The sequence below is a fragment of the Streptococcus sp. HMSC071H03 genome, from assembly GCF_001813035.1.
GTDB classification, from domain to species: Bacteria; Bacillota; Bacilli; order Lactobacillales; family Streptococcaceae; genus Streptococcus; species Streptococcus anginosus.
The window spans coordinates 32,524-50,942 of record NZ_KV811162.1; the positions used below are offsets into that span (position 1 = coordinate 32,524).

20 protein-coding genes and 1 pseudogene are annotated in these 18,419 nt (G+C 40.5%); 2 read left to right on the forward strand and 19 right to left on the reverse strand.

Annotated elements, in window-relative coordinates; genetic code table 11:
- The 4 genes from HMPREF2887_RS05145 to HMPREF2887_RS05160 form a co-directional block, all read right to left on the reverse strand.
- Positions 1–2,215, reverse strand: a 2,215-nt coding sequence (locus HMPREF2887_RS05145) for an HAD-IC family P-type ATPase (protein WP_084740766.1), incomplete at its 3' end; no start/stop codon positions are given.
- A 197-nt stretch (positions 2,216–2,412) separates the two neighbouring features.
- A complete protein-coding gene (locus HMPREF2887_RS05150; RefSeq protein ID WP_084740769.1) occupies positions 2,413–4,710 on the reverse strand; it encodes a DNA translocase FtsK in 2,298 nt (765 codons plus the stop codon).
- 86 nt (positions 4,711–4,796) lie between these two features.
- The gene (locus HMPREF2887_RS05155) at positions 4,797–5,006 is read right to left on the reverse strand and encodes a PspC domain-containing protein (RefSeq protein ID WP_022525195.1); all 210 of its coding nucleotides are present in this window, start codon (positions 5,004–5,006) and stop codon (positions 4,797–4,799) included.
- A gap of 108 nt (positions 5,007–5,114) precedes the next feature.
- Positions 5,115–5,558, reverse strand: coding sequence for a DUF2798 domain-containing protein (locus HMPREF2887_RS05160; protein WP_021001437.1), 444 nt, complete (start codon positions 5,556–5,558; stop codon positions 5,115–5,117).
- Positions 5,559–5,798: 240 nt separating this feature from the next.
- Between HMPREF2887_RS05160 and HMPREF2887_RS05165 the strand changes: the two genes are divergently transcribed.
- Complete coding sequence (locus HMPREF2887_RS05165) at positions 5,799–6,602, forward strand: peptidylprolyl isomerase (RefSeq protein ID WP_021001436.1); 804 nt, start codon at positions 5,799–5,801, stop codon at positions 6,600–6,602.
- A gap of 200 nt (positions 6,603–6,802) precedes the next feature.
- Here the strand turns inward: HMPREF2887_RS05165 and HMPREF2887_RS05170 are convergent, their stop codons facing one another.
- The 11 genes and pseudogenes from HMPREF2887_RS05170 to HMPREF2887_RS05215 form a co-directional block, all read right to left on the reverse strand.
- Positions 6,803–8,344 carry an ABC-F family ATP-binding cassette domain-containing protein gene (locus HMPREF2887_RS05170; RefSeq protein ID WP_021001435.1) on the reverse strand — a complete coding sequence of 514 codons (1,542 nt, stop codon included), beginning with the start codon at positions 8,342–8,344 and terminating at the stop codon, positions 6,803–6,805.
- 111 nt (positions 8,345–8,455) lie between these two features.
- Positions 8,456–8,764, reverse strand: a complete 309-nt coding sequence (locus HMPREF2887_RS05175) for a DUF898 family protein (protein ID WP_021001434.1) — start codon at positions 8,762–8,764, stop codon at positions 8,456–8,458.
- Between the two features lie 14 nt (positions 8,765–8,778).
- Positions 8,779–9,471, reverse strand: coding sequence for a 5'-methylthioadenosine/adenosylhomocysteine nucleosidase (locus tag HMPREF2887_RS05180; protein WP_021001433.1), 693 nt, complete (start codon positions 9,469–9,471; stop codon positions 8,779–8,781).
- A gap of 51 nt (positions 9,472–9,522) precedes the next feature.
- Positions 9,523–9,831, reverse strand: a complete 309-nt coding sequence (macP, locus tag HMPREF2887_RS05185) for a cell wall synthase accessory phosphoprotein MacP (RefSeq protein ID WP_003025491.1) — start codon at positions 9,829–9,831, stop codon at positions 9,523–9,525.
- A gap of 10 nt (positions 9,832–9,841) precedes the next feature.
- Positions 9,842–10,393 (reverse strand): NUDIX hydrolase, encoded by a 552-nt coding sequence (locus HMPREF2887_RS05190; protein ID WP_021001432.1) that lies wholly within the window; start codon positions 10,391–10,393, stop codon positions 9,842–9,844.
- Between the two features lie 8 nt (positions 10,394–10,401).
- Positions 10,402–11,781: a bifunctional UDP-N-acetylglucosamine diphosphorylase/glucosamine-1-phosphate N-acetyltransferase GlmU gene (gene glmU, locus HMPREF2887_RS05195; protein WP_021001431.1), complete on the reverse strand. Its 1,380-nt coding sequence runs from the start codon at positions 11,779–11,781 to the stop codon at positions 10,402–10,404.
- A 449-nt stretch (positions 11,782–12,230) separates the two neighbouring features.
- Complete coding sequence (locus HMPREF2887_RS10495; RefSeq protein WP_041784099.1) at positions 12,231–12,674, reverse strand: ASCH domain-containing protein; 444 nt, start codon at positions 12,672–12,674, stop codon at positions 12,231–12,233.
- Positions 12,675–12,761: 87 nt separating this feature from the next.
- A pseudogene (locus HMPREF2887_RS10500) lies at positions 12,762–13,436 on the reverse strand (GNAT family N-acetyltransferase); the annotation flags it as partial.
- A 13-nt stretch (positions 13,437–13,449) separates the two neighbouring features.
- The gene (locus HMPREF2887_RS05205; RefSeq protein WP_021001429.1) at positions 13,450–14,148 is read right to left on the reverse strand and encodes a 3-oxoacyl-ACP reductase; all 699 of its coding nucleotides are present in this window, start codon (positions 14,146–14,148) and stop codon (positions 13,450–13,452) included.
- Positions 14,141–14,377: a DUF2829 domain-containing protein gene (locus tag HMPREF2887_RS05210; protein ID WP_003025500.1), complete on the reverse strand. Its 237-nt coding sequence runs from the start codon at positions 14,375–14,377 to the stop codon at positions 14,141–14,143. Before HMPREF2887_RS05210 ends, HMPREF2887_RS05205 begins: the two co-directional genes overlap by 8 nt.
- A 65-nt stretch (positions 14,378–14,442) precedes the next feature.
- Positions 14,443–15,264, reverse strand: a complete 822-nt coding sequence (locus HMPREF2887_RS05215; protein ID WP_021001428.1) for a hypothetical protein — start codon at positions 15,262–15,264, stop codon at positions 14,443–14,445.
- A gap of 271 nt (positions 15,265–15,535) precedes the next feature.
- Here HMPREF2887_RS05215 and HMPREF2887_RS05220 point away from each other — a divergent pair, with 271 nt between their 5' ends.
- The gene (locus HMPREF2887_RS05220; RefSeq protein WP_003032129.1) at positions 15,536–15,739 is read left to right on the forward strand and encodes a cold-shock protein; all 204 of its coding nucleotides are present in this window, start codon (positions 15,536–15,538) and stop codon (positions 15,737–15,739) included.
- A gap of 349 nt (positions 15,740–16,088) precedes the next feature.
- Here the strand turns inward: HMPREF2887_RS05220 and HMPREF2887_RS05225 are convergent, their stop codons facing one another.
- The 4 genes from HMPREF2887_RS05225 to HMPREF2887_RS05240 all read right to left on the reverse strand — a co-directional run.
- The gene (locus tag HMPREF2887_RS05225; RefSeq protein WP_021001427.1) at positions 16,089–16,754 is read right to left on the reverse strand and encodes an RpiB/LacA/LacB family sugar-phosphate isomerase; all 666 of its coding nucleotides are present in this window, start codon (positions 16,752–16,754) and stop codon (positions 16,089–16,091) included.
- Positions 16,751–17,212, reverse strand: coding sequence for a GNAT family N-acetyltransferase (locus HMPREF2887_RS05230; protein WP_037613154.1), 462 nt, complete (start codon positions 17,210–17,212; stop codon positions 16,751–16,753). The genes HMPREF2887_RS05225 and HMPREF2887_RS05230 overlap by 4 nt, the downstream gene beginning before the upstream one ends.
- Positions 17,213–17,224: 12 nt before the next feature.
- The gene (locus HMPREF2887_RS05235; protein WP_037613156.1) at positions 17,225–17,653 is read right to left on the reverse strand and encodes a GNAT family N-acetyltransferase; all 429 of its coding nucleotides are present in this window, start codon (positions 17,651–17,653) and stop codon (positions 17,225–17,227) included.
- A 67-nt stretch (positions 17,654–17,720) separates the two neighbouring features.
- Positions 17,721–18,419 (reverse strand): APC family permease (locus HMPREF2887_RS05240; RefSeq protein ID WP_148131498.1); only part of this gene is annotated, 699 nt, incomplete at its 5' end.

The window sequence follows — 18,419 nt, forward strand, 5'->3', positions numbered from 1 at the left end:
AAAAGATAGAGTAAAATAACAAGCCCGAAATCACCAAGCCGATGATGTTAAAGAGTACGACAATGGTTTTCATTCGATTGAGCGGCTGAATAAGCTTGATGATGATAATGAAACCAACCACTGCTAATAAGATAACAGATGATGTCGCAACTTCTTGCGTGGATAATCGAAAAATCCGACCACAAGCCATGACAATCAAAACGGCCAATAAATCAACAAAAGCTGCTGGTATCGCATTCTGTAAAACCGTTCTGATGAAACGCCCTCGAATGCGCTGCTTGTTGGGCTCCAAAGCTAACATAAATCCGGGTATACCAATAGTGAATGCACTAATCAAGGAAACTTGTGATGCTTGCAAAGGATAGGTAAAAGCAAACAAACTGGACAAAATAGCTAGTGAAATGGAAAAGATATTTTTTACAAGAAATAAACTAGCGGAACGCTGAATGTTATTGACAACCCTACGTCCTTCTGTCACAATATGCGGCATATGCGAAAAGTCAGAATCCAGCAAAACAACTTGTGCAATCTGCTTGGTAGCATCGTTGCCTGACTCCATAGCAATGCTGCAATCTGCAGTCTTCATTGCTAAAATATCATTTACACCGTCACCTGTCATTGCAACTTTATGTTGATTAGCTTGAAGTGCTTGAACTAATTTTTGTTTCTGTTGAGGGGTCACTCGACCAAAGACCGTATATTTTTCAACTGCTTGAGTGATTTTTTCATCAGTATCCAAGTTTTGCGTGTCTACATAATTTTCAGCATGAGGAATCTCTGCTTTGGTAGCCACTGCAGCAACTGTGACAGGATTATCTCCTGAAATAACTTTGACTTCCACACCTTGAACATCAAAATATGAAAAGGTCTCGGCTGCATTTTCTCGAATTGGATTTTCTAATAAGATGAAGAGTAGGGGTTCTACTGTTTGAGTCAAATCACCTGTAAATGGCTGATCTTTTGATTCAGCAAAAACAAGAACCCGTGAGCCACTTTCTGCATATTGTTGAAAATAGCTGCGATATTCTTCCAGCTTTTCTTTTAATACAAACTCCGGAGCACCTAAAATAAAATTGCTTTTTTTGAAAGAAATAGCACCAAACTTGGACTTTGAACTAAACGGAAAGGTTTTCACCACGGTCCAATCCTTTTCTACTACTTCTGAAGCAAAAAAGTCTCGAATCGCTGCAATCGTTTCATTTTCATCTGGACTTGCTGCCAGATATTGTTTAAGAGCTTCCTGCGAGGCATTCTTGTCTTGCTGAACAGAGAGTACTTGTACAACTTTCATCGTATTTTCCGTAATGGTTCCTGTCTTATCTACACACAAAACATCTACACGAGAAAGAGACTCAATCCCCTTCATGCTATTTAACAAAACTTTCTGCCTTGCTAGACTAGCTGCTCCCAAAGCCAGCGCTAGAGTCATCAAAAGATAAAGCCCTTCTGGAATCATCCCAATAATAGCTCCTACCGTAGAGACAATACTAACTTGAAAACTTTCGTGATTGGTCACATAACTTTGGAAAAATAGAAGAAGCCCTAAAGGAATAATCAAAAATCCAATCACTTTAACCAGATTATTGACCGAACGTACCATTTCAGATTCTTCTTTTCCAGAGACTTCTTTTGCTTTCAACGTCAGTTGATTGATATAGGATTCATCACCTACTTTTTCCAAGCGAGCATAGGCTTTACCAGATACGACAAAACTGCCTGACATAACTGTATCACTTATTTGCTTTGCTATTTCATCCGCTTCTCCTGTCAACTGTGATTCATTGACTTTCAATTCACCTGATACAATCTTAGCATCTGCATAGATTTGGTCCCCTGCCGAGAAAAGAACGATATCATCTTGTACTAAATCTTTTGTCTCTAGTTGGATTTCTTTACCGTCTCGCACTGCAATCGCTGTATAGTGATGAAGTAACTGCATGTTGCTCAATATTTTGCGCGCTCTAAGCTCTTGAACAATTCCAATCAAAGAATTGATAATAACAATAGGTAAAAAAAGTAAATTATTCCATGATTGTACAATAACTAGCAACATAGCAAGGACAAAAAATATAAAATTAAAATAAGTAAACACATTCGACTGAATGATTTGCCAAGTTGTTTTTTCCGTGCTAACTGTTACTTTATTGACTAAGCCTTTTTGAATTCGTTCTTCAACCTCTTGTTGGCTAAGCCCTGTGTATATCTGTTCTGACATATAGCCTCCATTCACAAATCATATTAGTATTCTATCAAAAAAGTTATCCTTAGGTCATAGAAAAGTCATAAAACTGGAAAACATGAGATTTTTCATACCTTTTCTACAAAACTTTAAAATAGAACAGCTACAAAAAAATCCCAACAGAAATTTGTTGGGAAAGGATGTTACATTTTTTAAACCACACCTATTTAGTTTTAGTTATTCAATAAAACTTTTCTTGGCTTGGTGCCTTCTGCTGGACCGATGACACCCGCAGCTTCTAGCTCTTCCATGAGCCGAGTTGCACGATTAAACCCGACAGACAATCGACGTTGGAGCATTGAAGCACTCGCTTTTTGCGTCTCGATGACTAAAGCCTTGGCTTCCTCAAAGAGTGGATCTCCTTGTTCACTCTCACTACCTGAATCCATGTCATTCTCAGATACTTCGCCTGTGTCAAAATTATCATCATAATCTGCTTCGGCTTGATTCTTAACAAAAGTGACAATGCGCTCTACATCTTCATCGGAAATAAATGATCCTTGCAGACGGACAGGATGATTTTCATCAATCGGCTTAAAGAGCATATCCCCACGTCCCAAGAGTTTCTCGGCACCATTTTCATCTAGAATCGTTCGGCTATCAGTTCCGCTAGAGACAGCAAAAGCAATCCGCGAAGGAACATTGGCCTTGATGAGCCCAGAGATAACATCAACAGACGGTCGCTGAGTGGCCAAAATCATATGAATACCAGCTGCTCGAGCTTTTTGTCCCAAGCGAATAATGGCATCTTCCACTTCTTTGCTGGCTACCATCATAAGGTCTGCCAACTCATCCACAATGACCACAATCAAGGGAAGAGGAATTTGTTTATATTCTGGTTGACTGGCATTGTACTCGGCTACTTTGGCATTGTAACCTGCAATATTGCGAGCACCGACCTTAGAAAATAGCTCATAGCGATTTTCCATTTCATCTACCACTTTTTGCAAAGCTCGGCTCGCCTTGCGCGGATTAGTCACAACAGGGATCAGCAAGTGAGGAATATCATTATAGACAGACAATTCAACCATTTTTGGATCAACCATCATGAACTTGACTTCATCTGGTCGTGCTTTCATGAGAATACTAGCAATAATGCCGTTGACTGCAACGGATTTTCCAGAACCAGTCGAGCCTGCCACCAGCAAATGAGGCATCTTTGCCAAATCAAATGTCCGAACAGAGCCATTGACAGCTTTTCCTAAAGGAATTTCAAGTAATTTCTTGTCGTCTGTCTTAGACTGCTCCCAAAGCTCACGGAAAGTAACCGTCGCAATCTCGGAATTCGGAACTTCAATTCCGACTAAAGATTTGCCCGGAATAGGTGCCTCAATTCGCACATCTTTGGCAGCCAAAGCCAGAGCTAAATCGTCAGCCAGATTGGAAATGCGATTGACCCGCACTCCGACAGCTGGCTTGACCTCGTACTTAGTCACAGACGGTCCGATTTCAGCACGTTCAACGCTAGCACGAATGCCAAAACTAGCAAATGTTTCTTCCAAAATCTTGATATTTTCGCGGACAATTTTCTTTTCTTTGGATTGATTTTTAGGCTTGTCTGGCGCAAACAAATTGATTGTTGGAAGTTTGTAATCTAAACTTTCTTTGGGGGTGAAATTAACCTCAACATCTTCATCTGTATTATCTTGCTGCTCTTCTTTGTGTTGTTTCTCAGACAAACTCTCATCATAATCATAAATTTCTGGCTCTGCTTCTTCAAACTGAATCGGCGTATGAGCTAAGACCTCATCATCTAAAATTTCTCCCGTTTCAGAATCAATTTGTGGCTCGTCTTGCTCTACCTGAATAGCATTCATCGCTGCTTGCGCAGCTTTTTCTTCTTTTTCGATAAAACGTTGCTGACGCTTTGCTTCTCGCTTCTCACTCCAAGCATGATAGGTTTCACTTAATTTTTCAAAAATATCATAAATCGAATATGGACTGATGAGTAGCGCCCCTAGCAATATTAAAAGAAGCCCGATAAAGTAGGTGCCAATATTTGAAAATAAAAAGGCTATAGGAGTATAGAGTGTCCCTCCTAATAAACCGCCACCAGCAAAAGCACTGACTTTAACAGCTGTCAAATCCGTTAAAATCCGTGACAAGGTTGTACTTAGAACCTGTCCTTTTAAATTTAAAACATTTACAAAATAAGCTTGAAATATGAGTAGCAAGCCAATAAAAATACTGAAAAAGCCTGATTTATAGCCTTCATGCTTATTGACCCACTTAAAAAAGAAAAGATAAATGAGACTGGCTATAATAGCCATATAGGCTAAACTTCCTACTAACAATCGAATAAGGTTATATAGAGTGATTCCAACGGCACCCCATTTTAATGCTGCAAAAAGAAGCAAAAAAGCGATACCGAAAGTTGCGAGCATCCTCCGAATGGCTTTTTGCCGTTCCATTTCTGCTTTTGTAGGTCGTCTCGTTGTCCGACCTTTTTTACTATTTTTCTTACTTGCCATAAATTTTATTATACCACAAATTGAACACTAATCCAATGCAAGAAAAAAGCAGAAGCTCCATGCTTCCACTTTTGAAACAACATTGCTTACTTCCATATCACATCATCATTCCCATCATCTTCTGGCAAGACAAACCACAAAATCAAATAAGGGATTAGACCGATTCCATATACAAAAAATGCTACTCCCCAGATCAGTCGTACAATGGTAGGATCAATGTCAAAATAATTTGCTATACCTGCACAGACACCCGCAATTTTCTTATTTCGCACATCTCTTGTCAATCGTTTAGCCATTCTCTGTCCCTCCTTTATAAATCTATTATAACATAAATTTTTTACCATTAAATAAATATCATAAAGAATTTCCATGAACCAATTGTCAAACGTTCATCGTCAGCAAGATTAAAAAAGTTGCTGTTGCAGTTGACCCAAAATAAAGCGAGAAATTGGTCCAACAATCAGAAAATTCAAGGGAAAAGCTACAATAAAATTGGTCAACCAAGCTCCAAGGTAATTGGTTACTGAAAGCGGCACGCCGTTAAAAAGCATACCATAAAGAGACATCAGTGAAACCATAATCAGAACCATAACGCCTGAAACAACGAGGATCTTCTGCCAAGGTTTATGGCGTTCTGTTAAAAATTTAAAAGCAACTCCCTTCACAACTGGTCCTGCCACAAGAAGGTCTAAGAGAAAAGCGGTAATCAATCCAGGAACATATCCCATTGCTAGATGAGCCCATGAAAAATATCCTACAACGGACAGGTTCCAAATGCTCATTCCAAATACCATCATGCTACACATAAGGGCTGTAAAAAATAATAATTCCTTAAAATTCTTCGGCATAAAAACTCCATTTCTTTGTTGATAAACGCTATTTTAGCACAAAAAATTTTTTCTCGTAAGTGAATTTACAAAACTTTTCATAAGAAAATGTTTTCATACTCAAAACGATTGAGCTATCTTTACATCAAAAAGATAGCCCGATAGTGCCTTTCAGTTAGCAGAGACAACCTCTCAAAAGATTTGAAAAAGGCTTTTACTTATAGTAAAATGTGAATAGTTCAACATTCAGAAAGGAAATCTATGAAAAAATTACTTATTTTAGGACTGGCTGCTGGTTTATTTTTGACAGGTTGTACCAATTTACAAAGAGCTATCAGAGGAAATGACTATGTAGACTCAAGTCTTGCTTCCGAATCCAGCTCAAAAGCAGCTGAAAAACAAAAAGAAGAGCAAAAAGCTGCTTTGACCGATAAAAATGCTCATTTCCCACAGTTGTCTGACAAGGTCGCTGACGATGAAGCGGAAGTGAAAATAACCACAACTGAAGGTATTATCTCCTTGAAGCTCTTTCCAAAATATGCTCCACTTGCAGTTGAAAATTTCTTAACGCACGCTAAAGAAGGTTATTATAACGGCGTAACTTTCCACCGTGTCATTAAGGATTTCATGATTCAAACAGGAGATCCTAAAGGAGACGGAACTGGTGGTGAGTCCATTTGGAAAGGCAAAAACTCTAAGATCGACTCTGGAAGTGGCTTTAAAACAGAGATTTCGTCTTATCTCTACAATATCCGTGGTGCATTAGCCATGGCTCGTTCTTCCAATCCAAATTCCAACGGTAGTCAATTTTTCATCAACCAAAACACCAAGGACAGTTCTAATCAACTCTCTAACACAACTTATCCTGAAAAAATTATTGAAGCCTATAAAAAAGGCGGAAATCCAAGTTTAGACGGGAATTATACTGTCTTTGGGCAAGTCGTTTCTGGCATGGATGTCGTGGATAAAATCGCTACGATTGAGACAGGCGAAAACGACAAACCCAAAAAAGAAATCAAAATCGAGAAAATTGAAGTCATTAAGGACTATACATTTAAGAAATAATCACAAAACGGAGTCTGGAACAAAATATCCCAGACTCGTTTACTTTCTAGAATAAAACTCAATACGTAGTAGTTGAGAGGTCTCCTATGCGCTGATACTATCAGCTTTTGCAGCCCTACTCAACCTTGCGGGGGTGGGACGACAAAATCGATTTCTTACGAAATCCTGATTTTTTGTCCTACACCTCGTTTTCTTTATTCTTACGTTAATTGATTAAAATCCCAAATATGATCTACCCATCCTTCGTAGAAGTCGGGCTCATGGCAGACCATGAGAATACTGCCTTTGTACGCTTGGAGAGCGCGTTTGAGTTCATCTTTTGCATCCACATCAAGGTGATTCGTGGGCTCATCCAGCACTAAGACATTATTTCCTCGGTTCATAAGGAGACAGAGGCGGACCTTAGCCTGCTCCCCACCTGAAAGAACCTGGATCTGGCTTTCAATATGCTTTGAGGTCAGACCGCAGCGAGCCAGAGCAGCACGAACTTCCGCTTGATTGAGTGACGGGAAAGCATCCCAAACAGCTTCCAGAGGAGTCTGACGATTACCACCAGCTGTCTCTTGCTCGAAATAACCCAATTCCAGATAGTCTCCACGCTCAACTTCCCCAGCGATTGGTGGTATAATCCCCAAGAGACTCTTCAAAAGAGTTGTTTTCCCAATCCCATTTGCCCCGATGATGGCCACTTTCTGATTGCGCTCAAAGGTCAGATTAAGAGGCTGGGTCAGTGGACAGTCATACCCAATCTGCAAGTCCTTGGCTTGGAAAATAAAGCGCCCTGGTGTACGAGCCATTTTGAAGTCAAAGGAGGGCTTAGGCTTCTCGCCTTGCAGTTCAATCAGTTCCATTTTGTCTAATTTTTTCTGGCGGGACATGGCCATATTACGGGTCGCCACACGGGCTTTATTGCGAGCTACAAAGTCCTTGAGGTCTGCAATTTCCTTCTGCTGACGCTCATAAGCTGCTTCCAACTGAGATTTTTTCATCTCGTAGACTTCTAAGAATTGATAATAATCACCAGAATAGCGGGTCAAGTTTTGATTTTCTACATGGTAGACGATATTGATTACATCGTTTAAGAAAGGAATATCATGGGAAATGAGCACGAAAGCATTTTCATAATTTTGCAGATAGCGCTTGAGCCAATCAATATGCTCTGCGTCCAAATAGTTGGTAGGCTCATCTAAGAGCAAGATGTCTGGTTTTTGAAGGAGAAGTTTTGCTAAGAGCACCTTGGTTCGTTGACCTCCAGAAAGAGCGGTGACATCCGTTTCCATACCGTAATCCATAACCCCTAAAGCACGAGCTACCTCATCAATCTTAGCATCTAAAGTATAAAAGTCTCGACTTTCCAATCGCTCCTGCAATTCACCCACTTCTTCCATAAGGACATCAACATCCGCTCCATCTTCTGCCATAGCCAGATATATCTCATTGATCCGAGCTTCAGTCTTGAAAAGTTCATCAAAAGCAGTCCGCAACACATCACGTACAGATTGACCTTCTTTCAACACAGCATGCTGATCTAAATAGCCAGCTGTCACATACTTAGACCACTCAACCTTGCCTTCATCTGGCAACAATTGACCAGTTACAATGCTCATAAAGGTGGACTTCCCTTCACCGTTGGCTCCAACTAAGCCGATATGCTCGCCCTTCAGCAGACGAAAGGATACATCCTCAAAAATAGCCCGGTCTCCAAAACCGTGGCTGAGATTTTTTACTTCTAAGATACTCATCTTTTCTCCTCTATCATTGATTGCAGTTTCTTGATTATACCATCAAAAGGGATTTTTTGGCAAGGTAGAACAAATGAAAAGCGAGACTGCTTCATTCTCGCTTGCTTTCATCTAATTCAAATGATGGGTGTGTTTGGTAATCCACTGGGTTAGCTTGATATTAAGCCAAAAACCATAAATGCCAAAAGTAATGATTGTCAAGAGCCACCACTTCACCCAATTTCCAAAAAGCTGCATCGCAGTACCATCAAAATAGAGACGGTGTCCGTCAATGACTGTGTGCTTAATCTTCCAATTATACAGGATACACATGCCCCAAGGAGCACAGATACCCAACGTCAAGACAGTAATCAAAATGGCTAAGATGACATGACCAATGTAAGAAAAGAGGCCGCCGTCGAAATAAGATTCTTTATACACTATATTCTCCTTGTCTAAACTAATTCTTTCAGAAATTGAATCAGAGTGTCTGCTGAGCGCTTGCCAGCTTCATGAATAAATTCGTCAAAGCTGATATTGGCGTCATAAGAAGCTGTATCACTCATGGCCCGAATAACCATAAAAGGCAGACCGATAGAATGGGTCGCTTGAGCAATGGCGGCTCCTTCCATTTCTACCGCTAAAACATCTGGAAAATGCTGCTTAATGGCATGAATCTTATCCTGCCCCGCAATAAAACTGTCTCCTGTTGCAATCAAGCCAACGCGACTTGTCTGATGTGTCTTTTCTAAAATCTTTTTCATCTCAGAAACCAAATAACGGCTCGCTTCAAAATAAAGTGGCTGGCGTGCCATTTGTCCGTATTCATAGCCAAAAGCTGTTACATCTACATCATGGTATACTAGCCGATTAGCAACCACAACATCACCGATTTGCAAGCCTTCAGCTACCGCACCAGCAGAACCTGTATTGATGACAGCCGTCACTTTAAACTCATTGACCAAAACAGCCACGCTCATAGCAGACATGACCTTTCCAATCCCGCTTTCCACCAGCACAACTTCATGACGACCGATACTTCCCGTATGATAAACATGCCCCAAACGTAAGTGCTTTTCGGCATTTTCCAAGTTTTCCACTAAGATTTTTAGTTCCTCAGGCATGGCCGCAATAATTCCGATTTTCATTATTTCCTCTCATTCTATCACAAAAAAAGCGAAAGTCGAGCTTATCGCTTTTTATAGCCAAATAATAGCAGCAATCAAAGCAATCAAAAGCAGGACAATCCAAAATAGAATTTTGTTTAATTTTGCTTGGAATACTCCGCGTTTTGCATTTTCAATGCGTCGGCTTTTGGTTACTGTTGGTTCTACATCAATTTGTAGCGTATCTTGATTGAAGCCACTAGTTGGAGAAGAATAACCAAACTGACTTCTGGTTGTTTTTAAAATTTTGGTTTCTTCCTCATCATGCAAAGGTGGACCTGAAATATCTTCACCACGATTTGCCCGTTCAATCATTTCATCTGTTAATAAAGGTCTTCCCATGAGCGTTCCCCTATCTTCGATTCATTTTCATTTCCCAATATTGGAGTGCAATAATGGTTTTTGCATCACAAATATCACCACTAGCAAGGAAAGCTTTCGCTTCTTCCAAGGTCACTTCATAGAGTTCTAAGGTCTCGTCTTCATCTTGTGGACGAGGATTTTCAACTTTTGTCAAATGGCTAGCGCTATAAAGTTTGATTCGCTCATTGCAAAAGCCAATCGTCGAATAGAAATCATAAAGCAGTTCTAACTCACCTGTATAACCCGTTTCTTCTTCTAATTCGCGCAAAGCTGCGGCCTCAGGATCCGCATTTTCACCAACTTCTAACTTGCCAGCTGGAATTTCATAAGAGGTTGCTTCAATAGCTTTGCGGTACTGCTTAACCAAAATCATTTTGTCTTCTGGCGTTAGCGCAATAACTGCTACAGCACCATTATGGAAAATCAAATCACGATAAGCTGTACCTTTCCCAGCCGGTAGCTGAACTTTATCCTTGACAAGGTTAAAAATAGGACCTTGATAAATTTCTGTTCGTTTTAGCGTTTTTTCTTCAAAATCCATAGCCGTTCCTACTTATTATCTGGATGATGTGGCAAGCGTTTTGCGTATTCATCTTTGTTAATCTGACGTCCACGTCCGATGGCAATAGCGTCTGCTGGTACATCCTTAGTAATGGTTGAGCCTGCACCTACAAGAGAATTGTCCCCAAGTTCTACCGGCGCAATAATGGTCGAATTAGAACCTACAAAGACATTGTTCCCAATGACAGTCTTAAACTTGTGCTGTCCATCATAATTAACTGTAATTGTTCCAGCACCAAAATTGACATTCGCACCCACTTCAGAATTACCAATGTAAGTCAGATGCCCAGCTTTGGTATTTTCACCGATAGAAGAACCTTTCACTTCAACGAAATTACCAACATGTACATTTTTAGCAAGGCTTGAATCTGGGCGAACATGAGCGTAAGGTCCCACCGTTACACCGTCTGCAACTGTAGACTCTTCAATCATAGAATTGGTAATAACCGTTTGTTCACCGATAGCAGAGTCAACAATATACGTACCGTTTGTCAGAATGCTGCCTGCGCCAATTTTCGTTTGCCCTTTCAAGCTAACATTAGCTTCAATTTGTACTTCTGGTTCAATCTGTACATCTACATCGATATAAGTCGCTTCTGGATTTACAAAGCTAACCCCATTCACCATATGAGCTTGATTGATTCGGCGACGCATAATACTTTCTGCCGTTGCCAATGCCACGCGGTCATTGACACCAAGACTTTCATCAAAATCTTTCAAAGTATAAGCGCCGACTTTTTCGCCATTCTCACGGAAAATGCCGATTACATCTGTGATGTAGTATTCTCCTTGCGCATTGTTGGTATTGATATTTTTCAGGGCTTCAAAAAGACGGGCGTTATCAAAAACATACGTTCCTGTATTGATTTCTTTGATTTGCTTTTCAAAATCCGAAGCATCCTTTTGCTCCACAATTTTGATCACTTCTTCATGCTGATTACGGACAATCCGCCCATAACCAAATGGATTTTCCGCTTCTGCCGTCAAAATCGTTGCAACATTTTTGTGGTTGACATGAAAGTTAATCAAATTTTTCAGGCTTTCTCCTGTGATTAAAGGAGTGTCTCCTGCAATGACTAATGTTTGCCCTGCCAAACCTTCCAGCACAGGCTCTGCCATCATCACAGCATGACCAGTTCCTAATTGCTCCGTTTGACGAACAAACTCTGTCTGCCCCGCCAATACTTGCTCCACCAGCTCTGCCTTGTGTCCGACCACTGTCACAGTCTTTTCTGGTGCAATGGCAGCAACACTTCTAAATACGTGTTCTAACATCGAAATTCCAGCAACTTTGTGAAGCACTTTTGGTAAATCTGATTTCATGCGAGTGCCTTTTCCAGCTGCTAAAATAATTGCATAGTTTGTCATAAATCGTCTCTTTTCTCTAAGATGTCACTACTATTATATCATTAAACCAAAATTTTTTAAATGAGGAATTAAAAAAGAAATAGAGCGTTCGGCTGTCTATTCCGAATAAATCTGTCTGAAAGTTCCCCAAACCTTTCTAGAGAAGACCCTTTTCATGGAAAAATAACGTTTTTCTTCTCAAAAACATCATTTCCTGCAGAGAATTTGATTTTTTGCTCATAAAAAGTCCATACCACATAAAAAGGTTCGTGACTTATTAAAAAAACATAAATACTACATGTTAAAATTCGGATTTCACTACAAACGAGTGCTTCCTCCATGAGAAATTTGTCCCCTTTTATCTGGGAGAAGTCAGAATCCATGGTTATTATTGCCAGCTGTCATAGGAGGCTGGGAAAAATTCCTTGTTCGTGTCGGATTTTTTCTAAGTGAATATAAGGCACAGTCTTCTAATCTATCGGATAAACCTTGCAAAACTCCTCCAAGACCACGCCCGTCTCCTCTGAGAAAGCTAAGCCGGCTTCAGCCATCCATTCCGTGAAGAGTTCCTCATGCACCTGCCGCCAGTAAGCCAAAGATTTATCTCCCTCTCCTTCTTTAAAAGCATGCTCTGCAGACACTTGATTGAAAGGGACAACCGTTACCTTGGTCACTTTAATGATACAGACAGCTTGACCCTGACCGTCTAAAATCACATCAAAGGTTCCTGCTTGAGGAATCGGCTCACCATCTATCTGATACAAATCGTAGGCAGAAGCCGTCGCAGTCTTCTCTCCTTTCAAAACTAAATCCGCCAGCTGGTCTGGCTCTACACCAAATGCCCACGCATCAATGTCATCACCGATTGTGGGATTGATTGTTTTGTATTCATTCCATAATTGTTCTGGTGTCATGGTTTCTCCTATCTGTAATTTTAACTCATAAGCTGGGTAAGCTCCTAAGCATTGATAACCTAGCTTTTCAGCTATTTTCTTTGAGGCTTCATTGTGGGCATCCCAGAGCGGAAAAACGCCGCATTGCAGGGATGCCAAAATCATCTTCGCCCCAAGAACAGTAGCTAAACCTTGCTGTTGATAAGTCGGTTTTGTTGCAATCTCAATTTCAATGGCTTTTTGGTAGACAAGTGCTGTCGAGACCCCAGCGACGATTTCCTGACCCTTCCGGATCACAAAGCCAAAAGCTCCGCCTTCTTGAAAGTCTTTAAAAGTTGCAAAATTCCCCTGCAAATCCTGAGACCATTCTTCCTGAGCTAGTTCTTGATAGGTTTTTGAATTGATTGCCTCAATAACGAACTGCTCCGATAACTGCTCCACGATGTTTTTCAAAACCTTGTCATCAAAATCTGCCTCATCTTTAAAAGCATAACGGGTAAAAGGAGATAAGGCTGGGCAAGAGGATAAGCAGCCTTGCCAAGAAGCCTCTTCAGATATGAGAATGCGGTAGTCTGGCTTACAAAAATCCCTATAATCCGCCAGTAATGCCATATCTGCCTGCCCAGCCAAAAAGAGAAAATCTCCTTGTTCATACAAAACGGCAGTCTCGTCTTCATTTGTATAAAACTGCCCCAGCCCAGCTTTCAAACCATATCTCACCATGTTCTTTTGCCAATGTTGGAAAGATTTTTGCAGTCTTGGCTCAATGCTCACTGCTTTCATTCTGCTTGCTTCCTCACTTCAAACTCCAGCCACCGTCAATCTTGACAATCTCGCCCTGCATGGGTTGGGCTTTTCCTGAGGCGAGAAAGAGGGTTAGCTCGGCAACTTCTTCTGGTTCTATCCAACGCTTGATGGGAGTTTCGTCTACTACCCATTGGGCTAAGCCTCCCGGCTCAAAGTCTGCTGCTGTCATACTTGTTTTAACTGCACCCGGTGCAATCCCAAAAACCTGCACTCCCTGCTCCGCATAGTCTAGTGCCAACTGCTTGGTAAATCCTGCTAGAGCATGCTTGGAAGAAGTGTAAGCATGACCGCCACCGCCAGCTAAGCTAGATGCAATTGAGCACATATTGATGATGATGCCTGATTGTTTCTTCAGCATCTGCGTCAAATAATAACGAGTTAGCTCTACTGGTGTTACATAGTTAATCTCGAAAATTTCTTGGATCTCCTGAGCGGATTGCTCAAGAAGTGGCTTGTAATCATCCAGCACTCCAGCTGTATTGCAGAGGACATCTACCTGAGGACACCAGTCAAAAATGGGCTGAAACCCCAGTATCAAGTCTTGTTGAAAAAAATGAAAATCCCCTGTCAAACTTGGTTTTTCAGAGCGGTCTACACCATATACGCGCCAGCCATTTTCCAAAAAAAGCTGCGCCTGAGCCAAACCAATCCCTGAGCTAACACCTGTCACCAAAACCGTCCTAGTCATGGACTTCCACCCAGTCATCTGCTAATATGTCACAAGGCGTCGGACTCCACATGGAAAAGCCTTCTCCCTCGCCTGATACATTAATGAGAAAATAAGGCGTCACTTCAAGCGCCACTCCGTTCTGCTCAATGCTGTCAAAAAGCTGGACATAATTCTCAGCACCGCCCCAGCCTATGCGGACATATTTCTTTTTGGCTTTCAAACCCGGTAAAATTTCTTCGAATGTCATTTTCGTTTTCTCCTTTTAGCTATAAATATCGTGATTCGTTTTTTAGTTAGATTTTAAGTTGATGTTTATTTCAGCTCAATCAGTTTTTGATAGATTTTTTCAGTGAGTTCTTTCTGTTGAGTCCCAGTTAAATGGCGAGAAGTTCGAATTACAAGTGTACCGTATACATAGTGAGAACCAGGATTTAAAAATCCATTCCCATCAAAAGCCGATAGGTAGATATTTCTCTTTTCCGCATCCTCTTTCGTAGGATAAACTTCGATATCGCCACCTGCATCTGTCCCTTTTTCTGCAATATCTGTACCATCAACAGCTTCGGTGACTTGGCTATCGCTAAAATAAATCGAAGCAGTATAGCCACCCTGTTTATTCAATTGTCCATTAGGGTCGTGAGTTTCTGTTACCGATTGCACTCCAGTGATTGTCTCAATCTCTCTCAATCGCTCCTCAACAAAAGCATTGGTCGGATTTGTAATTTGTTTCAGCTGTGTGACACTCTGTTGATACTGATTCATTTTTTCAGAGAGATTTTTCTGACTGGCTGCATAATCTACTGGCTCAGTAAGTTCTTTAACTTGCTTTTCAATATCTTCTGTCTTACTTTCCATTTTAGAAGCTTTCCGAATCTCCTTATCAGTGTCAGATATGGCTGTTTTTAAATCCTCTAATGTAGCTGGTTCTAGTGGTTCAGCATTTGTTTTAACAAGTTTTTCAGCATCTGAGACTAGACTCTCAATGTCTTTATTACTATCTTTCAAGGCTGTGACAGCTTTTTCATAACTAGCTACCGCCCTTTGATGAGGGGCGTAAATGAAGAAATAATACCCTGTCACAAGTAATAGCAAAACTACTACAACACTCATAATCCCTACATTTTTCTTTTTCATATCTCTTTACCCTTTTTCTATCATCAAGTAATCCTAGTTGAACATATACAACTAGAGTTTCTGAACTTGCTTTTGAAAGATGATTTTACGCCTTTCTTCATTTTATACTAGTATAGCATAAAATGAAGTGGCAATCGCTGTTTTTTCTTGCTTTTTACTGCTACTTCTGTTAGACTAGCAAGAGTAAATGAATTTTGAGTGAGTATTTTTGTTTTTCATCTTTACTTTTTCTATTTTTTACGCAACATTTTAGAGAAAGGAAGTAAGATGTATGGCACAAGGTACAGTAAAATGGTTCAATGCTGAAAAAGGCTTCGGCTTTATTTCACAAGAAAACGGACCAGACGTATTTGCTCACTTTTCAGCGATTCAATCCGACGGATTCAAATCACTGAATGAAGGCGAAAAAGTAACTTTTGACATTGAAGAAGGTCAACGTGGTCTTCAAGCAGTCAATATTACAAAATTAGCATAAGACAAGAAAAGGCTGGGCAAAAAGTGTCCCAGCTTCTATCATATTTATTAATAAACGAATAACGTAGCTTCAACATTCAGTGAATTGTTGAAGGCGGGAAATCAGCCTGCACAGCAAGCCATCGTGATTGAACTCTTCATTCGCTTTTCAAGCTCGGAAGAGCACCTTTGACGAAAACTTCGTTTTCTTCATCTGCAACCTTAAACAGCTTGATAACTGTTTAAGCACCCTTGCGGGGGTGGGACTACGAACTAAAAATTTTCTATTTTTAGTTCTGTCCCACTCCCTTTTTTTCTCAAATAACGATAACTGCAACAGAAGTCAATCTCATACTTTCCCTATTTGATTGTCAAACTTTATTCCACTTTCTATCTGCGTCCATTTTATCTACTTTCGCTTTCAGCAAACGGATGAACTCTTTATTACTTCCCTTATTTATAATGGCATTCATCACTATCTTTCTTTGCAACAATTTAGTGAAAGTATCAGTTGGAAGTTGTTCTACTAATTCTTCCCAACTTCGTTTCGTTAAACGGTTCAAATTCTTTAAGGCACTTGCTTCCACTCTTTTTCTTTCTGCTTCATGTTCAGGATAGCCAATGCCAAACTCACCATCAAATAATTTATCCAATGTATATTGCAGGTTCAATTCTCCTTGCCACCCAAAATTCAACCCTAATGGCAGGGAAGCAACATTTCCTCCATTGATTCGTCCAAAGAGGAAAGCATCTTGTGGGGTCTCTATATAGCCACACAAAAGACCTGGTAAACTATTACAGGCAAGCGTCATCCCTTGACCTGAAGAACAACCTGTTACAACAAAATCTACTGCTCCACTTTCTATTAAGAAACTGATCAAGATCGCTATCTCAACATAAGAATACTGCTCGTTCTCCTCCTCAAAAATACCAAAATTCAGCACTTCGTCAGACGATTGGACTGCTTTTTTTACAGATTCAAATAGCAGCAAATTCATATTTCTTCGAGTGGTTCCTTGGATAACCGCAACTCTCATTTCAACTCCTTTTCCATTTTGACAAAAAGGTAACTATCGCCATTGCTTTCCTGAGGCTGCCGTCCAATCACGTTGAAACCACAATTGAGATAGAGCCTTTGAGCTCTTTGATTAAAATCTGCAACTGAGAGAGTCAGGATTTTTGCTGAAAGATTTTCCTCGATAAACCGTAAAATCGTTTGTAAAAAATCTTTGCCTTGACCTTTGCCACAATACTCTGGCTTCATACCTAAACCCAGTTCCTGCTTGTCTTTGTCAATTGGAAAAAGGCAAAAAAAGCCATATAATTCATCATTTTTGAGAACCTGATAATAGTGATCACCACGCGCTTCAGGAGATAAAATTTCTTCATAATCCTCAGAATCTGCTTGCATATCATAAAAAGCATAGATTCCTTCGTAATGCCAATGATTCGCAATTTCTTCTGCATTGCTTTGACTTAATGGTTCAATCTTCATAGATATCATTTCTCAAAATTCCCAATAAAAACGTTTCTGATCAGCTTTTTCCTCACAGCCCAGTTTTCGATAAAATTCATGGGCTGCAGTTCGAGAAATGCCAGAGTTTATGCGAATACCTGCATAGCCTGTAGCTGACCCCTCTTCACGCACGGCCTGCATCAGCGCTTTGCCATATCCCTGACCTTGAAAATCTGGAGCAACAGCCAAAGCCAACAGATTGAGCAAAGATGAAAAGTAAAGGCAGTCATAACGACAAGCGTGGGCATAACCGACAAGTTGACCTGCTGCATTTTCTGCCACCAAGATAAAATGATCTGACCTATCCAACAGCTCTGATAGTTTCTGACGAGTTTCTATCAAGCCAAAATCATAGCCGAGAGCAGTTGCATTGATTTCCTGAATAGCTGCTGCATCTGAAAGTTCTGCTGGTCGTATCATATTCGCACCTCTTTTTCTTTCTATTATAGCAAAAAACAGCCTAAGTGGCTGTCTGGATTAAAACTCATCAATTGATTTCCGAATGTTGGTAGCCATAGATAAAATAAATAATTGTTCCGACTAGTAAGGCAAGCCCGAATGCTAGCCAAGTATCAGAGCCATATTGGGTCATGAAAGACAGGCAAATAATAATGGATAAGATTGGCGTCAGAGGTACCAGAGGAGTTTTAAACTCCCCTGCTTGAGGAAATCCTTTATCCTTGCGCAACTTCAAAATAGCCACTGCTAACAAAATCAGATAAGCCAAGGTGCAGATATTTAGAAAGGATGCGATACTGGCTAACGGGAAAATACCAGCACATACTGCCGCAGCTATCCCTACCAAAATCGTAGCATTTTTCGGTACCCGACTAGTGGCAGTTAATTTTCTGAAAGACTTTGGCAACAAACCGTCACGCGCAATGCTGTAAATCATACGCGACAGAGCATAAGTCATGGAAATGCAAACGGTAATCAAAGTTAAAATCGCTACCACTGACACATAATTAGCCGCCCAGCCAAGCCCAGCACTGCGAAGCGCAAAAGCGACAGCATCTGCTACATCTAGCTTGCTATAGTGAACAATCCCTGTCAAAACTAGTGTCACCAATATATAAAGCACCGTTACAATAGACAAAGACAGCACAATCCCTCGTGGAACATTCTTTTGTGGCTCCTTAATCTCGTCCACTGCCATAGAAATAGACTCGAAACCTAGAAAAGCAAA

What these genes read in the sequence shown, in the direction of transcription:
- HMPREF2887_RS05150 (WP_084740769.1), bottom strand. Translation starts at nt 4,710, where the DNA reads ATGGCAAGTAAGAAAAATAGTAAAAAAGGTCGGACAACGAGACGACCT.
- HMPREF2887_RS05155 (WP_022525195.1), bottom strand. Translation starts at nt 5,006, where the DNA reads ATGGCTAAACGATTGACAAGAGATGTGCGAAATAAGAAAATTGCGGGT.
- HMPREF2887_RS05160 (WP_021001437.1), bottom strand. Translation starts at nt 5,558, where the DNA reads ATGCCGAAGAATTTTAAGGAATTATTATTTTTTACAGCCCTTATGTGT.
- HMPREF2887_RS05165 (WP_021001436.1), top strand. Translation starts at nt 5,799, where the DNA reads ATGAAAAAATTACTTATTTTAGGACTGGCTGCTGGTTTATTTTTGACA.
- HMPREF2887_RS05170 (WP_021001435.1), bottom strand. Translation starts at nt 8,344, where the DNA reads ATGAGTATCTTAGAAGTAAAAAATCTCAGCCACGGTTTTGGAGACCGG.
- HMPREF2887_RS05180 (WP_021001433.1), bottom strand. Translation starts at nt 9,471, where the DNA reads ATGAAAATCGGAATTATTGCGGCCATGCCTGAGGAACTAAAAATCTTA.
- macP (WP_003025491.1), bottom strand. Translation starts at nt 9,831, where the DNA reads ATGGGAAGACCTTTATTAACAGATGAAATGATTGAACGGGCAAATCGT.
- HMPREF2887_RS05190 (WP_021001432.1), bottom strand. Translation starts at nt 10,393, where the DNA reads ATGGATTTTGAAGAAAAAACGCTAAAACGAACAGAAATTTATCAAGGT.
- glmU (WP_021001431.1), bottom strand. Translation starts at nt 11,781, where the DNA reads ATGACAAACTATGCAATTATTTTAGCAGCTGGAAAAGGCACTCGCATG.
- HMPREF2887_RS10495 (WP_041784099.1), bottom strand. Translation starts at nt 12,674, where the DNA reads ATGACACCAGAACAATTATGGAATGAATACAAAACAATCAATCCCACA.
- HMPREF2887_RS05205 (WP_021001429.1), bottom strand. Translation starts at nt 14,148, where the DNA reads ATGACTAGGACGGTTTTGGTGACAGGTGTTAGCTCAGGGATTGGTTTG.
- HMPREF2887_RS05210 (WP_003025500.1), bottom strand. Translation starts at nt 14,377, where the DNA reads ATGACATTCGAAGAAATTTTACCGGGTTTGAAAGCCAAAAAGAAATAT.
- HMPREF2887_RS05215 (WP_021001428.1), bottom strand. Translation starts at nt 15,264, where the DNA reads ATGAAAAAGAAAAATGTAGGGATTATGAGTGTTGTAGTAGTTTTGCTA.
- HMPREF2887_RS05220 (WP_003032129.1), top strand. Translation starts at nt 15,536, where the DNA reads ATGGCACAAGGTACAGTAAAATGGTTCAATGCTGAAAAAGGCTTCGGC.
- HMPREF2887_RS05225 (WP_021001427.1), bottom strand. Translation starts at nt 16,754, where the DNA reads ATGAGAGTTGCGGTTATCCAAGGAACCACTCGAAGAAATATGAATTTG.
- HMPREF2887_RS05230 (WP_037613154.1), bottom strand. Translation starts at nt 17,212, where the DNA reads ATGAAGATTGAACCATTAAGTCAAAGCAATGCAGAAGAAATTGCGAAT.
- HMPREF2887_RS05235 (WP_037613156.1), bottom strand. Translation starts at nt 17,653, where the DNA reads ATGATACGACCAGCAGAACTTTCAGATGCAGCAGCTATTCAGGAAATC.